General features: G+C 72.1%; 21 protein-coding genes. 10 read left to right on the top strand and 11 right to left on the bottom strand.

The window, feature by feature from the left end:
- Positions 1-47 precede the first annotated feature (47 nt).
- Genes CRYAR_RS25795 through CRYAR_RS25780 form a run of 4 tightly spaced genes read right to left on the bottom strand, consistent with a single transcriptional unit; the run spans position 48 to position 4,884 of the window.
- A complete protein-coding gene (locus CRYAR_RS25795; protein WP_035855758.1) occupies positions 48-815 on the bottom strand; it encodes an enoyl-CoA hydratase/isomerase family protein in 768 nt (255 codons plus the stop codon).
- Complete coding sequence (locus CRYAR_RS25790) at positions 809-1,801, bottom strand: LLM class flavin-dependent oxidoreductase (protein ID WP_035855757.1); 993 nt, start codon at positions 1,799-1,801, stop codon at positions 809-811. The genes CRYAR_RS25795 and CRYAR_RS25790 overlap by 7 nt, the downstream gene beginning before the upstream one ends.
- Positions 1,798-3,261, bottom strand: a complete 1,464-nt coding sequence (locus CRYAR_RS25785) for an acyl-CoA carboxylase subunit beta (protein ID WP_035855756.1) — start codon at positions 3,259-3,261, stop codon at positions 1,798-1,800. The genes CRYAR_RS25790 and CRYAR_RS25785 overlap by 4 nt, the downstream gene beginning before the upstream one ends.
- Positions 3,262-4,884: a class I adenylate-forming enzyme family protein gene (locus CRYAR_RS25780; RefSeq protein ID WP_035855755.1), complete on the bottom strand. Its 1,623-nt coding sequence runs from the start codon at positions 4,882-4,884 to the stop codon at positions 3,262-3,264.
- 97 nt (positions 4,885-4,981) lie between these two features.
- Here CRYAR_RS25780 and CRYAR_RS25775 point away from each other — a divergent pair, with 97 nt between their 5' ends.
- Positions 4,982-7,240 carry an acyl-CoA dehydrogenase family protein gene (locus tag CRYAR_RS25775; RefSeq protein ID WP_035855754.1) on the top strand — a complete coding sequence of 753 codons (2,259 nt, stop codon included), beginning with the start codon at positions 4,982-4,984 and terminating at the stop codon, positions 7,238-7,240.
- Positions 7,241-7,294: 54 nt separating this feature from the next.
- Positions 7,295-7,906 (top strand): TetR/AcrR family transcriptional regulator, encoded by a 612-nt coding sequence (locus CRYAR_RS25770; RefSeq protein ID WP_035855753.1) that lies wholly within the window; start codon positions 7,295-7,297, stop codon positions 7,904-7,906.
- On the opposite strand, the gene CRYAR_RS25765 is transcribed toward CRYAR_RS25770, so the two are convergent.
- The 5 genes from CRYAR_RS25765 to CRYAR_RS25745 are packed head-to-tail and all read right to left on the bottom strand — an operon-like array spanning position 7,894 to position 13,802.
- Positions 7,894-8,508 carry a TetR/AcrR family transcriptional regulator gene (locus CRYAR_RS25765; protein WP_035855751.1) on the bottom strand — a complete coding sequence of 205 codons (615 nt, stop codon included), beginning with the start codon at positions 8,506-8,508 and terminating at the stop codon, positions 7,894-7,896. The two genes, CRYAR_RS25770 and CRYAR_RS25765, sit on opposite strands and share 13 nt — an antisense overlap.
- The gene (locus CRYAR_RS25760) at positions 8,492-9,691 is read right to left on the bottom strand and encodes a cytochrome P450 (protein ID WP_035855749.1); all 1,200 of its coding nucleotides are present in this window, start codon (positions 9,689-9,691) and stop codon (positions 8,492-8,494) included. The genes CRYAR_RS25765 and CRYAR_RS25760 overlap by 17 nt, the downstream gene beginning before the upstream one ends.
- Complete coding sequence (locus tag CRYAR_RS25755; protein WP_035855748.1) at positions 9,678-10,796, bottom strand: NDMA-dependent alcohol dehydrogenase; 1,119 nt, start codon at positions 10,794-10,796, stop codon at positions 9,678-9,680. Before CRYAR_RS25755 ends, CRYAR_RS25760 begins: the two co-directional genes overlap by 14 nt.
- Before the next feature lie 12 nt (positions 10,797-10,808).
- On the bottom strand, positions 10,809-12,245 hold the full coding sequence (locus tag CRYAR_RS25750) for an aldehyde dehydrogenase (RefSeq protein WP_035855745.1): 1,437 nt from the start codon (positions 12,243-12,245) through the stop codon (positions 10,809-10,811).
- Between the two features lie 27 nt (positions 12,246-12,272).
- Positions 12,273-13,802, bottom strand: a complete 1,530-nt coding sequence (locus CRYAR_RS25745; protein WP_245620501.1) for an AMP-binding protein — start codon at positions 13,800-13,802, stop codon at positions 12,273-12,275.
- 227 nt (positions 13,803-14,029) lie between these two features.
- Between CRYAR_RS25745 and CRYAR_RS25740 the strand changes: the two genes are divergently transcribed.
- From CRYAR_RS25740 to CRYAR_RS25725, 4 genes are read left to right on the top strand one after another with little or no spacing between them, the layout of a single operon-like run.
- Positions 14,030-15,235 (top strand): CaiB/BaiF CoA transferase family protein, encoded by a 1,206-nt coding sequence (locus CRYAR_RS25740; protein ID WP_035855741.1) that lies wholly within the window; start codon positions 14,030-14,032, stop codon positions 15,233-15,235.
- Between the two features lies 1 nt (position 15,236).
- Entirely contained in the window at positions 15,237-16,892 is a 1,656-nt protein-coding gene (locus CRYAR_RS25735) for a thiolase C-terminal domain-containing protein (RefSeq protein WP_035855738.1), read from the top strand.
- The gene (locus CRYAR_RS25730) at positions 16,889-17,182 is read left to right on the top strand and encodes a hypothetical protein (protein ID WP_035855736.1); all 294 of its coding nucleotides are present in this window, start codon (positions 16,889-16,891) and stop codon (positions 17,180-17,182) included. Before CRYAR_RS25735 ends, CRYAR_RS25730 begins: the two co-directional genes overlap by 4 nt.
- 10 nt (positions 17,183-17,192) lie before the next feature.
- The gene (locus CRYAR_RS25725) at positions 17,193-18,320 is read left to right on the top strand and encodes an amidohydrolase family protein (RefSeq protein WP_035855734.1); all 1,128 of its coding nucleotides are present in this window, start codon (positions 17,193-17,195) and stop codon (positions 18,318-18,320) included.
- Positions 18,321-18,322: 2 nt separating this feature from the next.
- Here CRYAR_RS25725 and CRYAR_RS25720 read toward each other — a convergent pair whose 3' ends face one another.
- Both CRYAR_RS25720 and CRYAR_RS25715 read right to left on the bottom strand, forming a co-directional pair.
- Positions 18,323-20,626 carry a hypothetical protein gene (locus CRYAR_RS25720; RefSeq protein ID WP_035855732.1) on the bottom strand — a complete coding sequence of 768 codons (2,304 nt, stop codon included), beginning with the start codon at positions 20,624-20,626 and terminating at the stop codon, positions 18,323-18,325.
- Positions 20,627-20,656: 30 nt separating this feature from the next.
- The gene (locus CRYAR_RS25715; protein ID WP_051570953.1) at positions 20,657-21,538 is read right to left on the bottom strand and encodes an alpha/beta fold hydrolase; all 882 of its coding nucleotides are present in this window, start codon (positions 21,536-21,538) and stop codon (positions 20,657-20,659) included.
- A gap of 112 nt (positions 21,539-21,650) precedes the next feature.
- Here CRYAR_RS25715 and CRYAR_RS25710 point away from each other — a divergent pair, with 112 nt between their 5' ends.
- Genes CRYAR_RS25710 through CRYAR_RS25695 form a run of 4 tightly spaced genes read left to right on the top strand, consistent with a single transcriptional unit; the run spans position 21,651 to position 25,355 of the window.
- Complete coding sequence (locus CRYAR_RS25710; protein WP_035855730.1) at positions 21,651-22,865, top strand: cytochrome P450; 1,215 nt, start codon at positions 21,651-21,653, stop codon at positions 22,863-22,865.
- On the top strand, positions 22,862-24,304 hold the full coding sequence (locus tag CRYAR_RS25705) for an aldehyde dehydrogenase family protein (protein ID WP_035855728.1): 1,443 nt from the start codon (positions 22,862-22,864) through the stop codon (positions 24,302-24,304). The genes CRYAR_RS25710 and CRYAR_RS25705 overlap by 4 nt, the downstream gene beginning before the upstream one ends.
- Positions 24,304-25,164, top strand: coding sequence for a mycofactocin-coupled SDR family oxidoreductase (locus tag CRYAR_RS25700; protein ID WP_035855725.1), 861 nt, complete (start codon positions 24,304-24,306; stop codon positions 25,162-25,164). Before CRYAR_RS25705 ends, CRYAR_RS25700 begins: the two co-directional genes overlap by 1 nt.
- Positions 25,164-25,355, top strand: a complete 192-nt coding sequence (locus CRYAR_RS25695) for a ferredoxin (RefSeq protein WP_035855723.1) — start codon at positions 25,164-25,166, stop codon at positions 25,353-25,355. The genes CRYAR_RS25700 and CRYAR_RS25695 overlap by 1 nt, the downstream gene beginning before the upstream one ends.
- The last annotated feature ends 3 nt before the right edge of the window (positions 25,356-25,358 follow it).

Genomic DNA, 25,358 nt, shown 5'->3' with positions numbered 1-25,358 from the left:
CCGGATGCGATGGTACGGCCGGAGCGCGACGACCGGCCGTCGGCATGTCACTCGCCGCGGGCGGCCCGTTTCACGGCTTCGAGGGCGTTGGCGCGGAACTCCCGCGCTGACGAGGTGTGCCCGGCCAACGCCTGCAACTCCGTCCCCGCTCGGATGGCCGCCCGCCCACCCCACACGTCGAACGCCCGGTGCACCGAGCGTTTGTTGAGCTGGGTCAGATCACTGGGCACCCCGGCGATCCGCACCGCGATCTCGAGTACCGAAGCCTCCAGAGCGGCCGGGGGATAGCTGCGGTTGGCGAAACCGATGCGTGCCGCCTCGACGCCGTCGATCGGGTCGCCGGTGAGCACCACCTCCATCGCGCGGCGCAGACCCAGCAGGACCGTGTGGTACTGCCAGTCCGGCGGGCTCGCCACCCGCACCACGGGGTAGCTGATCCGGGCGTCGTCGGCGACGTAGACCAGATCGCAGGCCGAGGCCAGCTCGGTCGCGCCGGCGATCGCGTAGCCGTGGATCTGGGCGATGACCGGTTTCGCGAGGTCCCAGACCGAGAACCAGGTGTCGTTCACGTGGCGTGACCACTGGCCGTCGGTCGGAGCGTCGGTGTCCAGGAGCGGGCCGGACAGGTCGTAACCCGACGAGAAGCACGGCCCGGCGCCGCGGATGACCGTGACCCGGACGTCGGGGTCACGGTCGTGCTCGTGCAGCGTGTCCAGCAGCGCGCGCAACAGGTCGCGGGAGAGCGCGTTGCGCTTCTCCGGGCGGTTCAGGGTCACCCGGCGGACACCGTCCGCGGGCACGTCGACGATCAGCATCCGACCAGCTCCGCCATGAGGTCGACGGCCGCAGCCTGCGGGGCGTCGACGATGATCCCGGTGACGCCGGGCGGCACGAAACCGGCGTCCCAGCGTCGCCGGATCCGTTCCGGGGAGCCCAGCAGCGCGCTCTGCTCCAGGTACTCGACCGGCACCGCGGCCTCCGCCTCGGCGCGGCGACCGGCGCGCCAGAGTTCGCCGATCCGGTCGGCGGCCTCCGGGAAGCCGCGGCGGGCCATCGCGTCGCGGTGGTAGTTGTGCGACGCGCTGCCCATGCCGCCGACGTACATCGCGGTCAGCGGGCGCATCGCGTCGAGCGTGCCGCCGACGTCCTCGGTGAGCTGCACGGTGACGCCGGTGAACACGTCGAGCCCGCGCAGCTCCGGCGGGACACCGGCGGGGCCGAGCCCCATCGGGAGCCAGCCGTCGGCGATCTCCGCGGTCAGCGCGGTGTTGCGGGGACCGCCGGTGGCCAGCCACAGCGGGATCGGCGCGACCGGGTGCAGGATCGAGCGCAGCGCCTTGCCCTGCCCCAGCGCACCCGGCCCCGTGTAGGGCAGCGAGATCTCCGGCCCGGAGTAGGTGACCGGCGCGGACCGGTCCAGCACCCGGCGCACGATCGTCACGTAGTCACGCAGCCGCTGGTGCGGGCGTCCCCACGGCTGGCCGTACCAGCCCTCGACGATCTGCGGCCCCGACAGCCCGATGCCCAGGATCAGCCGGTTGCCCCCGGCGAGCGCGTCGATCGTCATCGCCTGCATCGCGAGGGTCGCGGGGGGTCGCGCGGCCAGTTGCACCACCGCGGTGCCGAGCTTGATCCGGGACGTGTGCGCGGCGAGGAACGCCAGCGGCGTCAGCGCGTCGGCCCCGTACGCCTCGGCCGTCCACACCGAGTGGTAGCCCAGCTGTTCGGCCCGGCGCACGAGCTCGAGCGGCATCTCGAGCGTCGCGGCCCGGTACAGGTTCAGTCGTAGTCCGAGCTTCACGGGCGGCCGCCTTCCGACAACTCCAGGCCGGAGAGCAGCGCGTCACGAAGGTCCCGGGGGTCGATGACCGCGTCGTAGGCCAGGCTCGCGGCGCCGTTCACCGACGCCGCCGCCTGTTCGCGGGCGATCGCCGCGCGCTCCTCCGGGTCGGCGATCGCGCTGGCGTCGGAGGTGGCGGGCAACGCCCCCAGCGTGATCGACGGGAACGCGAGCGTCACGGTCTGACCGTCGAACGCGTTCATCGCCATCACCGACGACCCGAACCCGAACGCCTTGCGCAGCGTCACGTGCAGTTTCGGGACGCGCAGCCGGCGCTGCACCGCGTAGAGCCGGGCCGCGTGACGGAGGATCCCGCTGCGTTCGGCCGCGCTCCCGGCGGCCACCCCCGGGTTGTCGGCGAGGAACACGCACGGCAGCCCGAACGCGCCGGCGACCTGCAGGAACCGCGCGGCCTTGTCGGCCGCGTCGGCGTCGATCGTGCCTGCCCGCACGCTCGGGTCGTTGGCGACGATCGCCACGCTCCGCCCGCCGAGGAACGCCAGCGCGGTGACGATCGACGCTCCGAAGCACGACTGCAGCACGAGCAGCGAACCGTCGTCGACGACCTCCGCCAGCACCGGCGTGATCGGGTAGGGCCGGCGGGGATCCGGCGGGATCAACCGCAGCACGTCGACGCGACGGCGCCCGGTGTCGCGTCCGGGCCGCACCGGCGGGGGCTGCCCGGCGTGGGCGGGGAAGTGCCCCAGGTACCGCCGTCCGCGGGCGATCGCCGCGCCGTCGTCGGGCACCACGTCGTGCACGACGCCGGAGGCCACCGCCACGTCCGGGCCGCCGAGGTCCTCCTTGGAGATCACCTCGCCGGTCGCCGACCGCACCAGCGGCGGCCCGGCGGCGAAGATCGAGGCGGTCGCGGTCATCACGGCGTAGTCCGACAGCGGCGCGAACAGCGCGCCGTGCCCGGCCGACGCGCCGAGCACCAGGCACACCAGCGGCACCACCCCGGACAGGTCGGCCAGCCCGCCCAGGTCGCCGGGGCGGCGGCCCGGCTTACCGGCGTCCGCCACGCGGTGCCCCGCGCCTTCGAGCAGAACCACCAGGGGGACGCGCTCCTGCGCGGCGAGCTGGGTCAGGCGGTAGCGCTTGTCCGACGAGCTCGCGCCGATCGAACCACCCAGGACGGTCACGTCCTCGGCCCCGGCCAGCACCGGCCGCCCGTCCACGCGGCCCCAGCCGGCCACGAACCCGTCCGCGTTCACCGGTGGTTCCCCGGTCGCGCCCATCAGCTGACCGAGCTCGGTGAACGAGCCCCGGTCGAAGAGCGCGGCGAGTCGTTCGCGCGCGTTCAGCCGGCCGCGCTCGCGCTGGCGGGTCAGCCGGGCCTCCCCACCCATCCCCAGCGACGACGCCTGCCGCTGCCGGATCTCCTCCAGCGCCGGGCCCCACCCGTGCAACTCGTCCATTTAGTCGAGAACCCGCTTCTCGAGTTCGCGCTTGAGCAGCTTGCCGGTCGCGCTGTAGGGGAGCGCGTCGACGAACCGGACGTGCGCGGGCACCTTGTACGGCGCGAGCGTCCGCCCCACCCACTCCCGGACGTCGGCCGCGGTCAGACCGTCGCCGACGACGACCGCCATCACCTCCTGGCCCAGCTCGTCGTGGGGCACGCCGATCACCGCGGCGTCGAGCAGACCGGGATGTTCGGAGAGCCGGTTCTCGATCTCGATCGGGTAGATGTTCTCCCCGCCGCGGATGATCATGTCGCGCAACCGGCTCTCCAGCTGCAGCATGCCGTCGACGACGCGGCCGTAGTCGCCGGTGCGGTACCAGCCGTCCTCGTCGAGCACGGCCGCGGTGGCGTCCGGGTCGTTCCAGTAGCCGAGGAACCCGCTGGGGGAGCGGATCGCGATCTCGCCGATCTCCCCGTCGGCGACGTCCGTGCCGAGCGGGTCGCGGATCGTCACCTCCGAGGTCGGCGTGGCCAGCCCGATCGACTGCGGGTTCGCGACCATCCGCGCCCCGGCGATCGTCGTGCCCTGGCCGCACGTCTCGCTCATCCCGAAGCCCTGCGCGGGCCGCGCGCCCGGCAGCACCGCGCCGAACAGCGTGGCCAGCTCGGCGGTGATCGGCGCGCCGCCCATGCCCAGCGTCCGGACGCTGCTGACGTCGAAGCGGGGCAGGTCGGGATGGCGCAGCAAGCGGACGAGCTGGGTCGGCACCCCGGACCACTGGGTGACGCCGTAGCGCTCGGTCAGCTCCAGGTGCACCAGCGGATCCCAGCGGCCCCGGGGCGGGAACACCATCGTCATCCCGTTGTACGGCCCGCCGCCGAGCAGGGGCCCGAGGCCGGAGATGTGGAAGAACGGGCTGACGACGAGCGCGACCGGCGGACCGGGCGGCGGGGCGGTCGCGCCGGAGAGGATCGACTCGGCGTACCCGCGCAGCTGGGCGTCCTGCGCGAAGTTGACGAGCCCGCGATGGGTGATCACCGCACCCTTGGGACGCCCGGTGGTGCCGCTGGTGAACAGGATCGAGACCGGGTCGTCCTCGTGGAGACCGGGGTCGACGGGGATGCCCGACGAGCCCGGGCGCAGGTCGGCGAAGGTGAGGGCCTGCGCGCTCGTGCGGGCCAGCTGCTTCTCGTCGCCGATCAGCAGCTTCGGCTGGGCGAGCGCGAGCCCGTGGTCGAGTTCGGAGCCGGTCCACCAGCCGTTGAGGCTGACGCTGACGGCGCCGAGCCAGGCCAGCGCCCAGAGCGTCAGCGCGTACTCGAGGCTGTTCGCGCCGACGAGCGCGACCCGGTCGCCCCGCCCGACGCCGTGCGCGTCACGCAGCACCGACGCCAGCGCGCCGACCCGGTCGACGGTCTCGGCGTAGGTGAGCCTGCGCTCCGGGAAGACCAGGTAGGGGCGGCCCGGGTGCTGGGCGGCGACGTCGCGCAGCAGGGCGGGCAGGTGCGGTGGACGGTTCGCGAAGACCGTCATCGGGACGCCGCGGACGTCGGCGCGGACGAGTTCGAACGGGGAGCCGGGACCGACGAGCGCGGCGCGGGTCTCCGGTGGTAAGCGGTCGAGGTCGTTGGTCAGCATGCGAACCCCCGGCGAGCAGCGTCGGCGCCGTCGTATTTTGTATATCTGAGATGGTCTCTGCTGTACAAGTAGAATCCAATTCACTTACGGTGGTCGTATGTCCATCGCGGTGACGGAAGATCAGCTCGAGCTCGGTGCCGCGGTGAGCGGCTTCGTCGCGCGGCACGCGCCGATCGCGGGAACCCGGGCCTCGGCCGCGGCCCTGGCGGCGGGGGAGAAGCCCGCGCACTGGGCCGCGTTGACCGCGCAGGGCCTGCACGCCGTGCACCTGCCCGAGGAGCACGGCGGGCAGGGAGGCGGCCTGGCCGAGCTCGCGGTCGTGCTCGAAGAGGCCGGTCGCGGGCTGCTGCCCGGTCCGTTCGGCCCCACCGTGCTCGCGTCCGCCGTCGTCTCCCGAGCGCCCGCGAGCGACGTCCGCGCCGGGCTGCTGGACGCGCTGGCGGCCGGCGCCACCGCCGCGCTGGTGCACCCCGACGCGGGGATCACCGCGACCGCCTCCGACGACGGCTGGGTCCTCACCGGACGCAGCGCCCCGGTGCTCGGCCTGCCGGGCGCCGACGTCGTGATCGTGGGCGCCACCGTCGCCGACGCCGCGGTCACCGGCGTCGTGCTCACCGACGAGGGCGCCGCCCGCGTCGACCCGCAGGCCGAGCCGCGCACGGTCTGGGTGCGCCTCGATCCGGCCGGCACCGACGTCCTGGTGGAGGAGGGGGTCGACCTCACCCGCGGCGTGGGGCGGCTCGACCTGACCGGCGTGACCGCGGGGCCGGAGCTCGGCGCGCTCGACGCCGACGCGGTGCGCTACCTGGTGACCGCGCTCAGCGCGGCCGAGGCCGCCGGGGTGCTGGCCTGGGCCGTGGCGGCCACCGTGGACTACGCGCGGGTCCGCGAGCAGTTCGGGCGCGCGATCGGGTCGTTCCAGGCGGTCAAGCACAAGGCGGCCCGCCTCTTCGTCGCCGCGGAACTGGCCGCGGCCGCCGCCTGGGACGCCGTCCGCAGCCTCGACCAGGATCTCGACCAGCAGCGCCTGGCGGCCGGCGGCGCGGCCGTCGTCGCGCTCGGCCGGGCGTCCGACGCGGTTCTGGAGGCCGTGACGCTCTTCGGCGGCATCGGGTTCACCTGGGAGCATGACGTCCACCTCTACTGGCGGCGCGCGATGAGCCTGGCGTCGGTCACCGGCCCGACCGGCGGCTGGCTCGCCGAGCTCGGGGAGGCCGCGCTCACCTCCCGCCGCCGCACCAGCGTCGCGCTCGACGACGAGGAGCCCGAGCTCCGGCAGCGGGTCGGTGCCGCGATCGACGCGGCGGCCGCGCTCCCCGAGGACGTCGTCGACCGGCCGGGCCACCGCACCGGTCCCCGCCGAACCCACCTCGCCGACGCCGGGCTGATCGCGCCGCACTGGCCCGCGCCGTACGGCCTCGGAGCCACGCCGATCCAGCAACTCGTCATCGCCGAGGAGTTCGCCCGCCGCGGCGTCACCCCGCCCTCGATCGTGATCGGTGACTGGGCGATGCCCACGATCCTCGCCCACGGCACACCCGAGCAGGTCGAACGCTTCGCCGGTCCGACCCTGCGCGGCGAGCTGGTCTGGTGCCAGCTGTTCAGCGAGCCCGGCGCCGGCTCGGACCTGGCCGGCCTGGCCACCAGGGCGGTCAAGGTCGACGGCGGCTGGCGGCTGAACGGCCAGAAGGTCTGGACGTCCGCCGCCCACGTCGCCGACTGGGGCATCTGCCTGGCCCGCACCGATCCGGACGCCCCGAAGCACACCGGCATCAGCTACTTCCTGGTGGACCTGCGCACGCCGGGTGTCGAGGTCCGGCCGCTGCGGCAGGCCACCGGCAACGCCGAGTTCAACGAGGTGTTCCTCACCGACGTCGACGTTCCCGACGACTGCCTGGTCGGCGCGCCCGGCGAGGGGTGGCGCCTGACGATGACGACGCTCGGCAACGAACGCACGTCGATAAGCGCGACGCTCGGCAGCACCGACGAGGAGCCGCTGCGCACGATCGTCGACAAGAGCGCCGCTCACCGTCCGGACGCGATCCGGGCCCTCGCGCACGTGAACGCCTACGGGGCCGCGGTGTCCGCGCTCACCGTCCGCGAAACGCTCCGGCGGCTCGCCGGCCAGCAGCCCGGCCCCGGGGCCAGCGTCGCCAAGGTCGCCTCGGCCCAGCTCCACCGCGACGCGGCCGACCTGACGTTCGGGCTGATCGGGCCGGAGGCCGCGGTGCGCGGCGGCGCCGTGGACGTGGCCGGGCGCGCGCTCAACGTCCCCGCTCAGCTCATCGGGGGTGGCACGGTCGAAATCCAGCTGAACGTCATCGCCGAACGTGTCCTGCGCCTGCCACGTGGTTGATCCCGTCCTGTCCAGTACCGTGCTTCGGAGGTAGTGACGAGCAGAGGGCGGACGATGGCCGAGCAAGCGCAGGGGACGGCAGGTGGCCTCTCGGTGGAGGGCCTGCCCGCCTGGCAACTCGCGCGCCGGGAGCGGATCGTCGTCGCCGGGCTCCAGCTCCTCGAGAAGCACGAGTACGACCGCATCCAGATCCGCGACGTCGCTCAGGAGGCCGGTGTCGCGCTGGGCACGCTCTACCGCTACTTCTCCTCCAAGGAGCACCTCTACGCGGCGGTGCTGCTCGAGTGGTCGGCGCTGGGCCGGGCCGGGCAGCGCCGGACCCGCCGGAAGAACCCCGAGCAGCACCTGCGCTCGCGCATCCGGGGCGTGATCACCGCGTTCGAGCGGCAGCCCCAGTTCTACAAGGTGCACGTACTGCTGCAGAGCAGCACCGACCCGAACGCGAAGGCGCTGCTCACCGACTTCGCCGAGGCGGCGCAGGCGAGCCTCGTGGAGGACTTCGCGGTGCTCGGGCCTGGCCGCGCCGAGGACTCCGCGACGATGATGTGGGCGATCATCCACTCGATGCTCACCCAGGCCATCTACCACGGCGTCGGCATGAGCGAGGTCTACCGCATCGCCGACGGTTTCCTCGACCTGCTGGCCGACGACCTTCACGCCACGTAGGTGTCGATCACCGGGGCGACCACCCGGTGCAGGTACGCCCGCAGCTTCGCCTCGGACGACGTCCGCTTCGTGTCGTACATCAGCACCGACAGCAGCCAGCGCACGAGAAGCTCGGTGATCTCGTCCAGATGCGGTTCGAGCCGCGCGTCGTACGACGCGATCGGCGCCAGGATCGTGCGGGTCAGCGCCAGCGACTCCTCGGTGAGCTGCTGGTCGGTCGCCCACGGGTCGGTACGGGCGTGGCTGATCGGGTAGAACGCCGGCTCCTTGCGGAACTCCCGGCGCGCGACGACGAGGGCCTCCACCGCGAACTCCGCCGGCGTGCGGGCCCGGCGGCGCGCCGACGCCACGACCCGGCCGGCCACGGCCGCGGCCGAGCGCTCCATGGCCGCGGCGACCAGCGCGTCCCGCGACGGGAAGTACGCGTAGACCGTGGGCCGCGAGACCCCCGCGGCCACCGCGATCGAGCTGATCGACGTCCGCTCCAGGCCGTACTGCCGGATGCAGTCGACCGTCGCGTCGACGATCTTGTCGTGCGCGTCGGTGGACGGCGCGCGCCCCGACCAGGGCGCGCGCCGCGCGCCCTCAGAGGGATACACCATGCGGTGCGGTCGGCGAGAACGTGACCTTCAGGCCTTCGTAGCCGCTGACGAACGTCGCCGGCCGCAGCTCGGGCTCGGCGTCGACGGCCAGCGCGAGGTCGGGCAGCCGGTCGAGCAGCGCGGTGAAGATCGACTCCAGCTCCAGCCGGGCCAGCGAACTGCCCAGGCAGAAGTGCGCCCCGACGCCGAACGCCAGGTGGTTGTTCGGGCTCCGCGTGATGTCGAACCGGAACGGATCCTCGAACACGGCCTCGTCGCGGTTCGCCGACGGGTAGAGCAGCAGGACGTTCTGGCCCTCGCGGAACTTTTTGCCGCGGAACTCCAGATCGCGAGTGACCGTGCGGTTCATGTTCCGGATCGGGCTGACCCAGCGCAGCATCTCCTCGATCGCGCCGGGCAGCAGCGACCGGTCGGCACGCAGCCGCTCCCACTGCTCGCGGTCGCGCAGCAGCTGGTAGAGCCCACCGGTGATGACGTGGCGGGTGGTCTCGTCACCGCCGATGAGCAGCAGCAGCGAGTCGAAGTAGAGCGTGTCGTCGTCGAGCCGCTGCCCGTCGACCTCGGCCCGCACCAGCACGCCGATCAGGTCGTCGCCGCCGTTCTCCCGCCGGTCGGCCAGGATCGGATAGATGTACTCGCCGTACTCCGCGGCGGCGACCATCATCTTCTCCAGCAGCCCCGGGTCCTGCGTGCCCTGGCCGCGCATCATGTCGTCCGACCACCGCAGCAGGTTCTCGTACTGGTCGCCGCGCACCCCGAGCTGGTCACCGATGACGATCAGCGGCAGCCAGGCGGCCAGGTCCCAGACGAAGTCGCAGGAGCCGCGCTCGCACACCTTGTCGATGAGCGCGTGCGTCACCTGGTCGATGCGGGCCCGCTGGTCGGCGACCCGCCGCGGCGTGAACCCCTTGCTGATCAGCTTGCGGCGGCGGAGGTGCGCCGGGTCGTCGAGGTCGATGAGCATCGGGGTGGCGTCCTGGTCGGGCCGGATGCCGCCGGCGTTGGAGAACAACTCCGGGTGCAGCGACGCCTCTTTGACGTCGGCGTAGCGGGTGAGCCCCCACACCTGGCCGTGTTCGTCCCAGTGGACCGGGTCGTTCGCGCGCAGCCACGTCAACCCGGCGTGCGGGTCGGCGCCCCAGAAGGCGCCGACCGTCAGCTGCGGCGTCTCAACCGTGCTCAATGTCGATCACCCCGCGGATGTTCACCCCGGCGTGCATGTCCTTGTAGCCCTCGTTGATCGTCTCGAGCGTGTACCGGTTGGTGATCATCTCGTCGAGCAGCAGTTGGCCGGACTGGTAGAGGCGGAGCAGCTGCGGGATGTCCTTGCGGCCGTTCGCGGCGCCGAACAGCGTGCCGCGCAGCTCCTTCTGCCAGATCGTCAGCTCGAACAGTGACATCGTGACCTGGGTGTCCTCCATCGGCGACACCGCGGTGACCACGACCCGGCCGCCCTTGGAGACCAGCGTCATGAGCCCGGCGATCTCCGGGCCCCGGGCCACGCCGACGGTGTAGATCGCCGCGTCGGCCATCATCCCGTCGGGGGTGATCGAGCGGACCAGCTCGATGGCCTCCTCGACGCTGGCGGCGGTGTGCGTGGCGCCGAAGATCTTCGCCTGCTCCCGCTTGAACTCGACCGGGTCGACCGCGACGATCTGCTCCGCACCGGCGATCCGGGCGCCCTGCACGGCCGCCGCGCCCACCCCGCCGATGCCGACGACCACGACGGTCTCGCCCGGCTGCACCTTCGCGGTGTGCACCGACGAGCCGTAGCCGGTCGTCACGCCGCACCCGACGAGGGCCGCGGCGTCCAGCGGGATGTCGTCCGGGATCTTCACCAGCGAGTGCGCGTTCATCACCGCGTACTGGCTGAACGTCGACAGGAAGCACATCGTGTAGACGTCCTGCCCGCGGGCGTGCAGACGCGTGGTGCCGTCCAGCCCGATGCCCATCATCAGCGTGCCGCCGACGTCGCACAGGTTCGACCGGCCCTGCGCGCACCACCGGCACTGCCCGCACGCCGGGATGAACATCGGGACGACGTGGTCACCCGGCTTCAGCGCCGTGACGCCCTCGCCGACCTCCTCGACGATGCCGGCCCCCTCGTGGCCGCCGACGATCGGCGTGATCGCCGGCATGTCCCCGGTGACGACGTGGTCGTCGGAGTGGCACATGCCGGTGTGGATCAGCTTGACGAGCACCTCGCCGGCCTTCGGCGGGTCGAGGTCGACCTCCTCGATGCTCCACGGCTGGTTGCGGTCCCAGAGAACAGCGGCCTTCGTCTTCATTGACGCACGCTCCTACGCGGGGAGGTTCACGGACTGGTACTCGATGTAGGCGGCGAGACCCTCGGGGCCGAGCTCCCGGCCGAGGCCGGACTCCTTGAAGCCACCGAACGGCGCGCAGTTCTCCAACATGAACGTGTTGACGTTGAACGTGCCGGTACGCACCCGGCGCGCGATGTCCAGCCCGGCCTCCGGATCCGCGGTCCACACCGAACCGGACAGCCCGTAGCGCGAGTCGTTCGCGATCTTCACCGCGTCGTCGACGTCGCCGTAGGGGATCACCGACAGGACCGGCCCGAAGATCTCCTCCTGAGCGATCGTCATGCTGTTGTCGACGTCGGAGAAGACGGTCGGCTCGACGTACCAGCCGCGGTCGAAGCCCTTCGGCCGGCCACCGCCGAGCGCCACCGTGGCGCCCTCCTTCCGGCCGGCCGCGAGGTACCCCTCGACCCGTTCCCGCTGACCGGCGCTGACCAGCGGGCCGATGTGCGTCTCCTCGGCCAGCGGGTCGCCGACGACCTGCGCGGCCACCTGCGCGACGACGGCCTCGACGATCTCCGAGTACCGGTCGCGCGGAGCCAGGATGCGGGTCTGGGCGACGCACGCCTGGCCGTTGTTCATTAGCCCGACGTTGACGACCTGCGGCAGCGCCGACGCGAGGTCGACGTCGGGCAGCAGGACGGCCGCGGACTTGCCGCCGAGCTCGAGCGTCACCCGGCGCAGGTTCTCGCCGCACAGGCTCGCGATGCGACGCCCGGCCGCGGTGCTGCCGGTGAAGCTGACCTTGTCGATCCCCGGGTGCGTGACCAGGTACTCCCCGACGGCCCGGTCGGCCGGCACCACGTTGACCACACCGGCCGGGATACCGGCGGCCTCGATCGCCTCGGCCAGCAGCTGCGCCGAGAGCGGGCTGGCCGGGGCCGGCTTGAGCACGACCGTGCAGCCGGCCGCCAGCGCCGGGGCCAGCTTCAGCATGCTGACGTAGATCGGCACGTTCCACGGCACGATCGCCGCGACGACACCGACCGGGGCGCGCCGCACGACGGTGGGGCCGAGCAGCCCGGCGCGGGTCTCCTCCCACTGCGTCTCGCGGGCCAGCCCGGTGAAGAAGTCGAGCGCCATCGTGGCCGCCAGCACCTGACCCATCCGCGAGAACTGCAGCGGCGAGCCCATCTCGGTGCTGATCGTGCGCGCGAAGTCCTCGAGGCGCTCGTTGATGATCCCCGACAGGCGCGCCATCGCGTCGGCGCGCTCGGCCCCGGACGTGCGCGGCCACGGGCCCTCGTCGAACGCCTTCCTGGCCGCGGCGACGGCCGCGTCCACATCGGCGTTCGACGCCTCCGGCACGCGTCCGACGAGTTCCTCGGACGCGGGGGAGATGACGTCGAACACCGAGTTCCCGGCGGGGGCGACCCACTCGCCCCCGATGTAGAACGTGTCGTACGTGAGCATCGTTGCTCCTTCTCGGAGGGGGAGACGTCAGCCGACGCGACGCGCGGAGCCGGCCCAGTACTTTTCGCGGAGTGCCTTCTTGTCGGCCTTGCCGACGGGCGTGAGGGGGATCGACTCGGCGAGGTCGATGGACTTCGGCGCGTGGATCGGGCCCTTGGCGTCGCGGACCAGCGCGATCAGGGCGGCTTCGTCGATCGTCGCGCCCGGGCGGGGCACCACCACTGCCTTCACCGCCTCGCCCCACTTCTCGTCGGGAACGCCGATCACGGCGGCCGCGGACACGTCGGGATGCGTCGTGAGCACGTCCTCGACCTCGCGGGGGAAGACGTTGAAGCCGCCGGAGACGATCATGTCCTTCGTGCGGTCGACGATCGTCCAGTAGCCGTCGGCGTCCTCGCGGGCCACGTCACCGGTGTGCAGCCAGCCGCCCCGGAACGCCTCGGCGGTCTCCTCGGGCAGCTTGTTGTAGCCGTTCATCACCAGCGCGCCCTGGACGCAGATCTCGCCGGGCTCACCCGGCGCGACCGGCTCGCAGTTCTCGTCGAGCAGCGCGGCGCGGACCCAGGGCACCGGGCGCCCGCAGGTGGCCAGCTTGTCGGGGGTGTGCTCCTCCTTGCGGAGCACGGTGATCGTCATTGGCGCCTCGTTCTGCCCGTAGAACTGGAAGAACACCGGGCCGAACCGCTCGATGGCCTGCGCCAGCCGGGCCGGGGACGCGGCCGAGGCGCCGTAGAACACGGTCTCCAGGCTGGACACGTCGGCGCCGGCCAGGTCGGGGTGGTCGAGGATCGCGTAGAGCATCGCCGGCACGATCATCGTCGCGGTGATGCGGTGTTCCTCGACCGCCTTGATCCACCCACCGGGGGTGAAGCCGGGCAGCACGACGAACGAGCCGCCGGCCAGCAGCACCGGGAGCGTGAACGCGCCCGCCGCGTGCGAGAGGGGAGCGGCGATCAGGAACCGCATCTCGGCCGGGAACTGCCACTCGGCCATCTGGATGCGGGTCAGTTCCGCGCCGCCGCGGTAGGAGATGAGCACGCCCTTGGGACGCCCGGTGGTGCCGCCGGTGAACGACATCGACGAGACGTCCTCGGCGTCGACGACCGGGGCGACCAGCCGTTCCTCCGGGGTGAACCCGGCCGCGAGGTCGGCGATGTTCTCGGCGATCGACGACGGGCCGAGCGCGAGCAGGCGCTTGAGCCCGGGCGCTCTGTCCTTCAGCGCCGCGACGTGCTCTTCCAGCGCCGGGTCGAAGACCAGCGTGTGGATGTCGGCGTTCTCCAGCACGTAGGCGTGGTCGTCGAGCGAGCCCAGCGGGTGCAGCGGTGTGCCACGCGCACCGACCATCGTGGACGCGCCGGTGGCGAACAGCACCTCCGGACGGTTGCGCGCGAGGATCGAGATGCCGTCGCCGGGCCCGATGCCGATCGACCGGTAGGCCTGCGACCAGCGGCTGACCGCCTCCCGGTAGCCGCGGTAGGTGACGGTCTGCCCGTCGACGAGGACCGCGGGCCGGTCGTCGTAGCGGTTGAGCGCGGTGGCCAGTAATTCCGGCATCAGGGGCGGGGCATGCAACAACGATGTCGACATTGATCGCCTCGTACGAGAGAGAGTGCGCGGGCTGACGTCGTCTCGTAGAACGGGGTGGAACCCCCGGATTGGTGAACCGGAGTTTACACATCTTTCACGGTGTGACAAGGCCAACAAGTCGGTAGAACGTGTTCTTGAAATCGGATCTTCAGAACACTGAACGAGGATTCACGGACCGGCGTACGGTGGGCCGCATGACAGGAGTCATGACGGGCATCCGGGTCCTGGAAGTCGCCGCGTGGACGTTCGTCCCCGCCGCCGGAGCGGTCCTCGCCGACTGGGGTGCCGACGTCGTCAAGGTCGAGCAGCCGGGGTCCGGTGACCCGCAGCGCGGGCTGGTCGCGTCCGCGCTGATGGGCGGCGACGCGGACAACGTCAACTACCTGATCGAGCAGCCCAACCGGAACAAGCGCAGCGTCACGATCGACCTGAAATCGCCCGGCGGGCGCGAGGTCCTGCTCAAGCTCGCGGCCGGGTCCGACGTGTTCCTGACCAACTGGCTGGAGCCGGCGCGGCGCAAGGTCGGCATCGACGTCGAGGACATCCGGGCGGTCAACCCGTCGATCGTGTACGTGCGCGGCTCCTCGCACGGCCCGGCCGGCCCCGACAGCCACCGCGGCTCGTTCGACAGCGCCGCGGTGTGGTCGCGGTCGGGGGTGGCCAGCGTGATCACGCCGCCCGGCGAGTACCCGGTCGTCCAGCCCGCGGCCTACAACGACCTGGCCGGTGGGCAGACCATCGCGGGGGGCATCGCCGCGGCGCTGCTGCGCCGCGAGCGCACCGGCGAGACGTCGGTCGTGGACGTGTCGCTGCTGGGCCTGGGCATGTGGCTGATGTCGGCGGAGATCATCAGCGCGCGCTCCTACGGCATCACGACGCCGGTGCCGCGCAACGCCCGGGGCAAGACGCCGAACCCCCTGGTGGCCAACTACCGCACCCGCGACGGGCGGTTCGTGCAGCTGATGATGCTGCAGTCCGACCGGTACTGGCCGGACTTCTGCCACACGGTCGGCCGGCCGGAGTGGGTGGCCGACTTCCCCGACGCGACCGCCCGCTACCTGCGGCGCCGCGAGCTGGTCGGGTTGCTCGACGACGAGTTCGCGGCCCGCGACCTGGCCGAGTGGCGGTCGGTGCTGGCCGGGCTGGAGGGCGCCTGGGCCGTCGTCCAGACGCCGTACGAGGTCGCCGAGGACCCGCAGGCGGCCGCCAACGCGTACGCGCAGACCGTCCGCAAGGGTGACCTGGAGTTCCCGCTGATCAGCAACCCGGTGCAGTTCGACGGCGCGGCCCCGCCGCTGACCCCGGCGCCCGAGGTCGGGCAGCACACCGAGGAGGTCCTGCTCGAACTCGGGTACTCCTGGGACGAGATCGCCGGCCTCGCCGAGCGCGGGGCGGTGTGACGTGCCGCTGCCCCTCGTCACCCCCGAGAACGAGTTCTACTGGACGGCCGGTGCGGACGGTGTGCTCCGGATGCGGCACTGCACCGCCTGCGACGCGGTGATCCATCCGCCGCGGCCGGCCTGCCACCGCTGCCGGAGCACCGACCTCGACGTCGTGGAGCTCTCCGGCCGCGGCCAGATCGTCGGCGTCACCGTCAACCATCAGCAGTGGGGTCCGGAGCCGACCGAGCCGTACACGCTCGCCGCGGTGGCGTTGGACGAGGACCACCGGGTGCGCGTCACCGGCCGCGTCCGCGGAGCGGAGAACGTCGTCGGCGACGGCGCGGTGATCGGTGCACCGGTCGCGGTGGAGTTCGTCCGGGCCAAGGACGTGTGGATCCCGGAGTTCCGGGTCGACGGCGCGCCGCGGCCGTTGCCGCCGCTGGAGGACGACCCCGCGGTGGTGCGCCGGACGGCCCGGCCACCGGTGTCGGCGGACCGCTACGAGGAGAGGTCCGCGGTCACCGGCATCGGCACCAGCCGGATCGGGCGGCGCCTGATGGCCGACCCGCTCGCGCTGACCGTCGAGGCCTGCCGCGCCGCCGTCGACGACGCCGGGCTGACGTTCGACGACATCGACGGGCTGGCCACCTACCCGGGCGGAGCGGTGCCGGGCGGGTTCTCCGAGGGCGGGCTCACGCTGCTCGAGGAGACGCTGCGGCTCCGGCCGGTCTGGTACAACGGCGGCGCCGAGGTGCCCGGGCCGGGCGGCTCGGTGGTCGCGGCGATGCTCGCGGTCGCCGCCGGGCTCTGCCGGCACGTGCTCGTCTACCGTACGGTCTGGCAGGCCACCCACACCGAGTTGCTGCGTTCCGGGCGCCTGCGCTACAGCGGAGGGGGCCGCGTCGGGCCGCCGATGGACTTCCACCTGCCGGTCGGCGCGCCGTCGGCCGCGCACCCCCTCGCGATCACCGCGTCGCACTACCTGCACCGCTACGGCGTGGAGCGGGAGACGCTCGGCTGGATCGCGCTCAACGCCCGCGCCAACGCCGCACGCAACCCCACCGCGATCTACCGCACGCCGCTGACGATGGACGACTACCTCTCGGCCCGCACGATCACGACGCCGTTCGGGCTCTACGACTGCGACGTGCCGTGCGACGCGTCGGTCGCGCTTGTGATCTCCCGGGCCGACGTCGCGAAGGACCTGCGTCAGCCGCCGGTGCGCTTCGCCGCGGCCGGCACCCAGATCACCGAGCGGGTGAGCTGGGACCAGAGCACGCTGACCCACGAGCCGCAGGTGCTGGGCTCCGCGGCGCACCTGTGGAGCCGCACCGACCTCACGCCGGCCGACGTCGACGTGGCCGAGCTCTACGACGGGTTCACGTTCAACTGCCTGTCCTGGCTGGAGGGGCTCGGCTTCTGCGGCATCGGTGAGGCCGCCGGTTTCCTCGAGGGCGGCAAGCGGATCGCGCTCGACGGCGAGCTGCCGCTCAACACCCACGGCGGCCAGCTCTCCCACGGGCGTACCCACGGGTTCGGCCTGCTGCACGAGGCCGTCACCCAGCTGCGCGGGCACGGCGGCGACCGGCAGGTGCCCGGCGCGGAGGTCGCCGTGGTCTCCAGCGGCGGGCTCACGCCGTCCAGCTGCCTGTTGTTGGTGAAGGAGCGCTCATGAAGGCCGGAAGCCGATGGACCAGCGTGACCGGTTCGACCGAGGTGCTGGTGGTCCGCCCGCCGAAGCAGGCGGTGGCGGTGTTCTGCGGCGGGGCACCGATGGTGCCGGCCGGGTCGGTCGCCACCGAGGGCGCCGCTCCCGGGGCCGACCCGCTGCTGCTCGGCAAGCGCTACACCGACGCCGAGAGCGGTCTGCAACTGCTCTGCACGCGCGGCGGTCCGGGCCCGGTCGAGGTCGACGGCCGCCCGGTGACCCGCCAGGACGCCAAGCCATTACCCGCCTCGGACTAGGAGAGTTCCGATGCTTCCCAAGGACGCGAAGATCATCTCGGTCGACGACCACGTCATCGAGCACCCGCGGGTGTTCCTCGACCGGCTGCCGGCGAAGTGGCAGGACGAGGCCCCGCGCATCGTGAAGCTGCCCGACGGCAACGACACCTGGATCTACGAGGGCAGGCAGTCGGGCAACTTCGCGCTCAACGCGGTGGCCGGCAAGCACCCGCGCGAGTTCGGGATGGACCCGCGCAGCTACGACGACATGTTGCCGGGCTGTTACGACATCGCGCAGCGCATCAAGGACATGGACGTCGAGGGTGTCTGGGCGCAGCTGTGCTTCCCGAACTTCGGCGGGTTCGCCGGCAGCACGTTCCAGATCGCCAAGGACAAGGAGCTGGCCGAGGCCTGCATCGTCGCCTACAACGACTTCATCCTCGACGAGTGGTGCGCCTACGCGCCCGACCGGCAGATCCCGCTGGTGATGGTGCCGTTCTGGGACGTCGAGGCCTCGGTGCGGGAGATCGAGCGCACCGCGGCGAAGGGCGCCCGGTCGGTGACGTTCCTGGAGGCACCGCACAAGGTGGGGCTGCCGAGCTACCACACCGACCACTGGGACCGGATCTTCGCCGTCTGCGAGGAGGCGTCCCTCCCGCTGTCGCTGCACTTCGGCTCGGGCGGCATGCCGAAGGGCCTGGCCAAGGACGGCGACTTCTTCATCGGCATCGCGCTGTTCGGCATCAACTCGATGATGGCGACGGTCGACCTGCTGATCTCCGAGGTGTTCTACAAGTTCCCGGGCCTCAAGGTGGCGCTCTCCGAGGGCGGCATCGGCTGGATCCCGTACATCCTGGAGCGCACCGACTACTCGTGGGGCCGGCACAAGTACTGGACCGGCGTGAACCCCGACAAGCGGCCGTCGGAACTGTTCCGCGAGCACATCTATGGCTGCTTCATCGCCGACGAGGCCGGGCTCGCACTGCGCCACTCGATCGGCGTCGACAACATCATGTTCGAGAGCGACTACCCGCACTCCGACAGCAACTGGCCGCACACCCGCAAACTGCTGGAGGACGCGCTCGCCGACGTACCCGACGACGAGGCCCGCAAGATCGTCGAGACCAACGCGCGCACGCTCTACCGGTTCCCGGGGTGAGGTCAGTCGAAGTTGTCCGGGGCGCGTAAGTCGCTGGTTCGGTTGCAGTGCTGGCATCGGCCTTTCACGTAGCGCGAAGCGGGATCGGTGGCGCGTGGATCGTGGAGATGGCGCGTGAAGAAGAAGATGTCCTCGAACGGCCCGCCGCAGCGTGGGCACCCGTCGGCGACGACGTCGTCGTCGCAGTACCGGCGCACCACGGCCGGGTCTACCTCGACCAGCGCCCCCGCCGGGATGAAGAGCAGCTTCTCGATCGGTGTGTACCGAATCGTCTTCGGCTCGTGGTCGGGGTGGAGGCGCCGGGGGCGGGGCGAGACCCCCAGCGGCAGTTCGCCGAGCGCGGCTCGCCGGGTCGCCCTCGTCGTCGGCCGTCGAGCACCGATGCTGTCGACCACGCTGCGGGCCAGCGCGCGAACGAAGGCCGGCGACAGCGGCCCGTCCGCCCCCGGGGTGAACGTCACGCCGCGTGCGTTCTGCAGCAGCGGTGCGAGTTGCCGTTCCAACCCCGAGACCCGCGGGGCGCTGGGCAGTCCGTCGCTCCGGCGGTAGAGATGGCCGCCGCTGTTCAGGTAGGCGTTCATCACCCGCTCGCCGAGCAGAGGGTAGTGCCGGTTGTCCGCGACGACCGTCGTCCGGTCGAGCCGGCCGAGCCGTTCGAGGTATCCGAGTTCGCGGAGCAGGCCAGCGCCGGTCGGAATGGCACCGGCGGGCGACGCCTCGTGCCGCTGGATCGCGGCGAGAAACGCCTCCGCGGTCTCCGGGCGGCGGGCTACCGGCCGGGGACGGGGCACCCGGGGCAAGAGCTCCGCTTTCGGCGCGAGGTGAACGACGACAGCGTCGGCCGTCGCCATGTGCTGATGGACCTTTCGGATCCAGTCGGACTCGGTCGACGGGGCCCGCCGGATGCGGTCGGCGGCGGCCGACATGATCTCGTCCTCGTGCTCGTTCCCGACGATGATGATCCGGTCTTCCGGCTTCAGCGCCGCCGCGAGATGACGGAGGACGTGAACGTCCGCGGCGGTGTCACGGAACGTGCGCAGATACAGCACGCGACGAGCGCCGGGCGCCGTCGGAAGTGGACCTCCCGCATCAGGTTCGTCGTCGTACGTCCGTATCCACGCGAGCCGGTCGACCCACTCCGGCGGCGGATCGAAGAGCTGACTCTCCGAGGCCAGTTCGTCGATCGCCGCCCTGATCTCCGGGGTGTCCCGGTACAGGCGACGAGCGAAAAGAATGCGACGCAGCTCGCCCAGCAGGCTCGTGCGGGTCTCCGGTTCCAGGTCTTGCGCGCGCCGCAGATCCTGTCCGGCGGCGATGGTTCGATCGAGGTCGTCGAGTTCGGCGGTCGCCTCGTAGCGATGCCACCACAGTCGCATCAGGAGAAGCCGGTCAGCGCTCGTCCCGTCGGCGGTCATCGTGTCGTGGGTCAGCGTCTCGATCGCCGCGGTGAGGTCGGCGGGACGGCCGTCGCGCTGGAAACGAAGGGCGTGAGCGCCCGCCAGATAGCGGCGGATGCGCGCCGGCCGGCAGTCCGGGGAGGTGCCCAGCGAGAGCGCCAGTTCCAGCCGACGGATGCCCTCGTCCAGATCCGCGGCGAGGCTGGCCGCTTCGGCCCGGGCGACGAGCCCGAGCCCTCCGGCGAGCGCATGGCCGCAGCGGCTCCGCGCGTCAGCCGGCCCGGTCACCGCCTCGCCCGGCCCGGGCCGCGGGGCGAACCGGTCGAGCAGGCCGAGCGCTCGCGTCACGGCGTCCAGGTCGTGGTGAGTGGCTTGAAAAGCGAAGTACGCCTCGGCGAGACCGCTCGCGACGTCGGTCAGCAGGTCCACGAAGCGTTCGGCGATCACGTCGCGGCGGGACGAAGGACGGGCCGCCGAGCTCACCAGGGCCCGGTCCGCCAGCATGAGGTAACCGGCCGTCGCGGTGTTCCCGGAGTGCGGTGTGAGCGCGACGAGGATCTCGAGCGCCTCGTCCAGCGCCGTGTCGTCGCCGAGCGTCTCGTGGTGCCGGAGCAGATTGTGCGCGAGAACCTGACGCAGGGCGCCGGCGCCCTCCGGCGTGCGCGCACGGTCGACGGCGGCGTCGGTGGCTTCGAGGCACTTCCGGAGCGGTCCGGCGTCCGACGTCAGATCCCAGTAGGCCCAGCACGCCTTCCACCGGTTCGACCAGCGGTGGGTGGGGTCGCCTCCGCCCGGGCGAGTGGCGTCGGCGCGCGCCGCGCGAAGGAGTTTGCGCAGACGGCGCGGGTCGCGCAGCACCTGTTCGTCCGCGAGCTGTCGGTCGATCGTGGTGGTGAGCCAGTCGGTCATCCGGCCTCCGGGAGCGGGGGTCCGCGAATGTTAGCCCAGGCGATCGCGGCTTTCGGCCCCGAGGAGGCACTGCTCGGCGAACGCCAGCACGCCCAGGTGGTACGCCCGCGCGGCGTGGGCCAGGCTCATGTTGTGGGGCGCGCCCGGCTGCAGGTTCGTCACCACCCGGGGCGCGCGGGTGAACGTGGCGGCGAGCTCCGTCGTCGCCTCCGGCGTGTGATCCCAGATCCGGTCGAGCTCCCCGAAGGTCAGCCGGACCGGGACGCGGACCCGGGCGGCCACCGACGGGAGCTCCCGTTGCCACGCCTCGGCGTCGCCCGGCTCCGCGCGGATCGAGTCGCCGCGCCGGAATCCGGTGTTCATTCCACCGGGCGGGTACAGCTCCTCCGCACCCCAGATCAGGTCCCGGATGGAGTCTCCGGTGTGCGCGTGCCGTGGTGCCGGCCCGGAGGAGAAGTCCACCGGAGCGTGACGCAACCCGCTCCCGCACAGCTCCCAGCCGACGACGCCCTCGAGCCCTCCGGTCACCAGCACGGCGGCCTGCGCGGCGCCGGCCGAGTGCGAGACGACCAGCCGCGGACCCGTCGCGCCGTGCCGGGCCAGCGCTTCCCGGACCGCGGCGCAGTACAGGGCCGCGCGTTCGGAACGCGACGAGCCGCGGACGAACTCACCGGAAGCCCCGTACCCCGGGCGGTCCAGCGCGAGCACGGTGTGCCCCAGGGCCACGGCCGTCTCGACCAGGGACTGACCGGGAGCGCGTCCGTCGAAGTAGGTGCCGCGTGCTACCGCACCGTGCACGGCCACGATCGTCGAACGGGCCTCCGGTGCGATCGCCATCAGGCCGGACAGCGGCACGTCTCCGACGTGGACGGTGAACTCCCGACGGTCGACGACCACGGCCGACGGCGACATGAATTCCTCCGAACGGTCTCACTCTGAATGCTGCGTCAGTATGGTGAACGCAGATTCAGAGTACTGCTGTCCCACTGGTCGGCATCCGGGAATCGGGGAAGGAACCGCTTCGATGACGACGACCGATCCGCGTCCGGAGATCACGCTCGACGTCCACGGCGTCGAGTTCCGGGACACGGTCTACACGACCTACGACGAGCTGCGCGGCCGGTGCCCGGTCGCCTGGTCGACCGAGAACGGCGGGTTCTGGGCCCTGACCGACTACGAGTCGGTGTTCGACGCCACCCGCGACGACGACCTGTTCACCTCGACGCCGGGCGTCAACATCCCGTTCCACGCCGGGGAGAGCGGCGCGGGCCTGGCCGCGATCCTGCCGCCGATCCACACCGACCCGCCGCTGACCGGCGCGATGCGGTCGCTCACCGCGCGGTTCCTGTCGCCGGCCCGGGCCGAGGCGATGATCCCCGAGATCCGCGCGATCGCCGACGAGCTGATCGACGAGTTCGTCGAGTCCGGTGAGGCCGACCTCGTCGCGCAGCTCACCACGCCGCTGCCGGCCCGGGTGATCCTGCGCCTGCTGGGCTGGGACGAGAAGCCCTGGCCCGACTGGGTGCGGGTGATCCACACGTTCATCCACGGCGACGAGTACGGGATGACGCGCGACGAGGCGACCGAACAGGTCACGAACCTGATCTTCGCCGAGCTCGGGCGGCGCGACGAGGCCGTGACCGACGATCTCGTCGGCAGCATCCTGAACGGCACCGTGGACGGGCGCCCGCTCGGCGTCGAGGAGCAGTTCGGGTATCTGCTGCTGCTGTTGTTCGGCGGCATGGACACCACGAGCGGTCTCACCGGCAACTCGCTGCTGCGCCTGATCGAGCGCCCCGAGCTCAAGCAGCGGCTGATCGAGCACCCCGAGACCATGCGTCTGGCCACCGAGGAGTTCCTGCGCCACGGCAGCCCCACCCAGGGCCTGGCCCGCACGGTGAGCCGCGACGCGGACTGGCACGGCGTCCGGCTGGCCGAGGGCGACCGGGCGCTGCTGCTCTGGGCCGCGGCCAACCGTGACCCGAAGGCATTCGCGGAGCCGGCCGAGATCGACCTGGAGCGCTGGCCCAACCGGCACATGGCGTTCGGCGTCGGCCAGCACCGGTGCCTCGGGTCCAACCACGCGCGGGTGATGTTCCGCGTGATGATCGAGCAGATCCTGACCCGGCTGCCCGACTTCGCGCCGGCCGGGGAAGCGGTCCGCTTCGGCGACGCGTCCGCGGTGTACGCGGTGAAGGAGCTGCCGGTGCGGTTCACCCCCGGGGAGCGTGTGTCGTGAGCCTGTTGATCGACGGCGCGCTCGTCGGCGCCTCCGACGGCGCCGAGTTCGAGAACGTGAACCCGGCGACCGAAGAGGTCATCGGGGTCGCCCCCGACGCCACGCCCACCGACGCCGAGAACGCGATCTCGGCGGCGCGGAGGGCCTTCGACACCACCACCTGGGCCACCGATCCCGCCTTCCGGCGCCGGTGCCTGATCCAGCTGCAGGACGCACTGCGCACCGAAGCCGACGCCCTGCGCGAGACCGTGATCGCGGAGTCCGGGACGCCGCGCTTCACCACGCACATCACGCAGCTCGACGGCCCGATCGACTACCTGTCGCACTACATCGGACTGCTCGGCGACTACCCGTTCGAGCGGGAACTCCCGGTCAAGGACATCTTCGGCAGCCCCACCCGGCGGACGGTCCGGCGTGAGGCGGCCGGCGTGGTCGCGGCGATCACCCCGTGGAACTTCCCGGTGTACCTGAACCTCGCGAAGGCCTCCGCCGCGCTCGCGGCCGGCTGCACGGTGGTGCTCAAGCCCGCGCCCGAGACGCCGTGGAGCGCGACCGAGCTGGGCCGGATCGTCGCCGAGCGGACCGACGTCCCGCCGGGCGTGTTCAACGTGCTGACGACGGCGTCGGTGGACGTGGCCACGCTGCTCACCACCCATCCCGCCGTGGACCACGTGACGTTCACCGGATCGACCGTGACCGGGCGGCGGGTGATGGCGAACGCGGCCCCGACGGTGAAGCGGGTGACGCTCGAGCTGGGCGGCAAGTCCGCCGCGGTCGTGCTGCCCGACGCCGACCTGGCCGCGGCCGTCGGAAGCGTCGTCTTCGGGGTGTGCGTGCACGCCGGTCAGGGCTGCGTGCTGCTGACCCGGCTGCTGGTGCCGCGCTCCCGTCTGGCCGAGGCGGAGGAGATCGCGGTCGCGACGCTCGCCGGGATCCCGTGGGGCGACCCGCAGGACCCGTCGAACATCATGGGGCCGCTGATCAGCGCGCGTCAGAAGGAACGGGTGCTCTCCTACTACGCGCTCGGGCGCGAGGACTCCCGGCTGCTCGCCGGGGGAGGCGCCCCGGACCGGCCCGGCTACTTCGTCGAGCCGACGCTCTTCAGCGACGTGGACCCGAACTCCCGGCTGGCGCAGGAGGAGGTGTTCGGGCCGGTCGTCGCGATCATTCCGTATTCGTCGGTCGACGAGGCCGTCGCGATCGCCGACGGCACCCCGTACGGCCTGTCCGCCGGGGTGTTCGGCGCCGACGAGGAGCGCGCGATGGCGGTGGCCCGCCGGCTGCGTACCGGCACGGTCGGCGTCAACGGCGCGCAGTGGTTCGACCCGGAGTCGCCGTTCGGCGGCTACAAGCAGAGCGGCGTCGGCCGCGAGTGGGGCACCGAGGGCCTCGAGGACTTCCTCGAGATCAAGACGATCGCTCGTCCGGGAGGTCGATGATGGGACGTCTGGACGGCAAGGTCGCGTTCGTGACCGGGGCGGCCCGGGGGCAGGGCCGCAGCCATGCGGTGCGGCTGGCCGAGGAGGGCGCGGACATCGTCGCGGTGGACCTCTGCCGGGACATCGGCACGGTCGACTACCCGCTCGCCACCCCCGAGGACCTCGCCGAGACCGTGCGTCAGGTCGAGGCCCTCGACCGCCGGATCGTGGCGCGCGCGGCCGACACCCGGGATCCGGCCGCGTTACGCGCGGTGCTGGCCGAGGGCGTCGCCGAGCTGGGCCACCTGGACGTCGTCGTCGCCAACGCCGGGATCGCACCGATGTCCGGCCGGCCGAAGCTGCAGGCCTGGTCGGACGTGATCGACGTGAACCTGATCGGGTCGATCAACACGATGCAGGCCGCGTTGCCGCACCTCGGCGCGGGCGCCTCGATCATCGCGACCGGCTCGATCGCCGCGATGATCTCGAACGAGACGTCCGGCAACCCCGGCGGTGATCCCGGTGGCACCGGCTACATGTGGGCCAAGCGGACGCTCGCGAGCTACGTCCACGAACTCGGCCGCACCGTGATCCCGCGCAACATCCGGGTCAACGCGGTGCACCCGACCAACTGCAACACGGACATGCTGCACAGCCGTCCGATGTACCGGGCGTTCCGTCCCGACCTGGAGAACCCCACCCGGGAGCAGGCCGAGGAGATCTTCCCGACGATGCAGGGCTTCGCCGTGCCCTACGTCGAGCCGGGCGACATCTCGGCGATGGTCGTGTTCCTCGCGTCCGACGAGTCGCGTTACGTCACCGGCATGCAGATGCGTGTCGACGCCGGGGCGTACCTCAAGCTCTACGACTGGCACGTCTGATGCGCGCCGCGGTCGACGCGCGGGCGTGCATGGGCCACGCGCTGTGCCACTTCGTCGCGCCGGACGTCTACGACCTCGACGAGCTGGGCCACGTGGTGCCGCCGGGGCCGATCCCGGCCGCCCGGCAACGCGACGCCGAGGAGGGCGCCGCGGCGTGCCCCGAGCGGGCGATATCGGTAGTGGCAGACTGAAAC

This window comes from Cryptosporangium arvum DSM 44712 (genome assembly GCF_000585375.1).
Classification (GTDB): Bacteria; Actinomycetota; Actinomycetes; order Mycobacteriales; family Cryptosporangiaceae; genus Cryptosporangium; species Cryptosporangium arvum.
The sequence above is the reverse complement of the archived record's forward strand: the minus strand, read 5'-3'. Positions and strand labels throughout refer to the sequence as shown.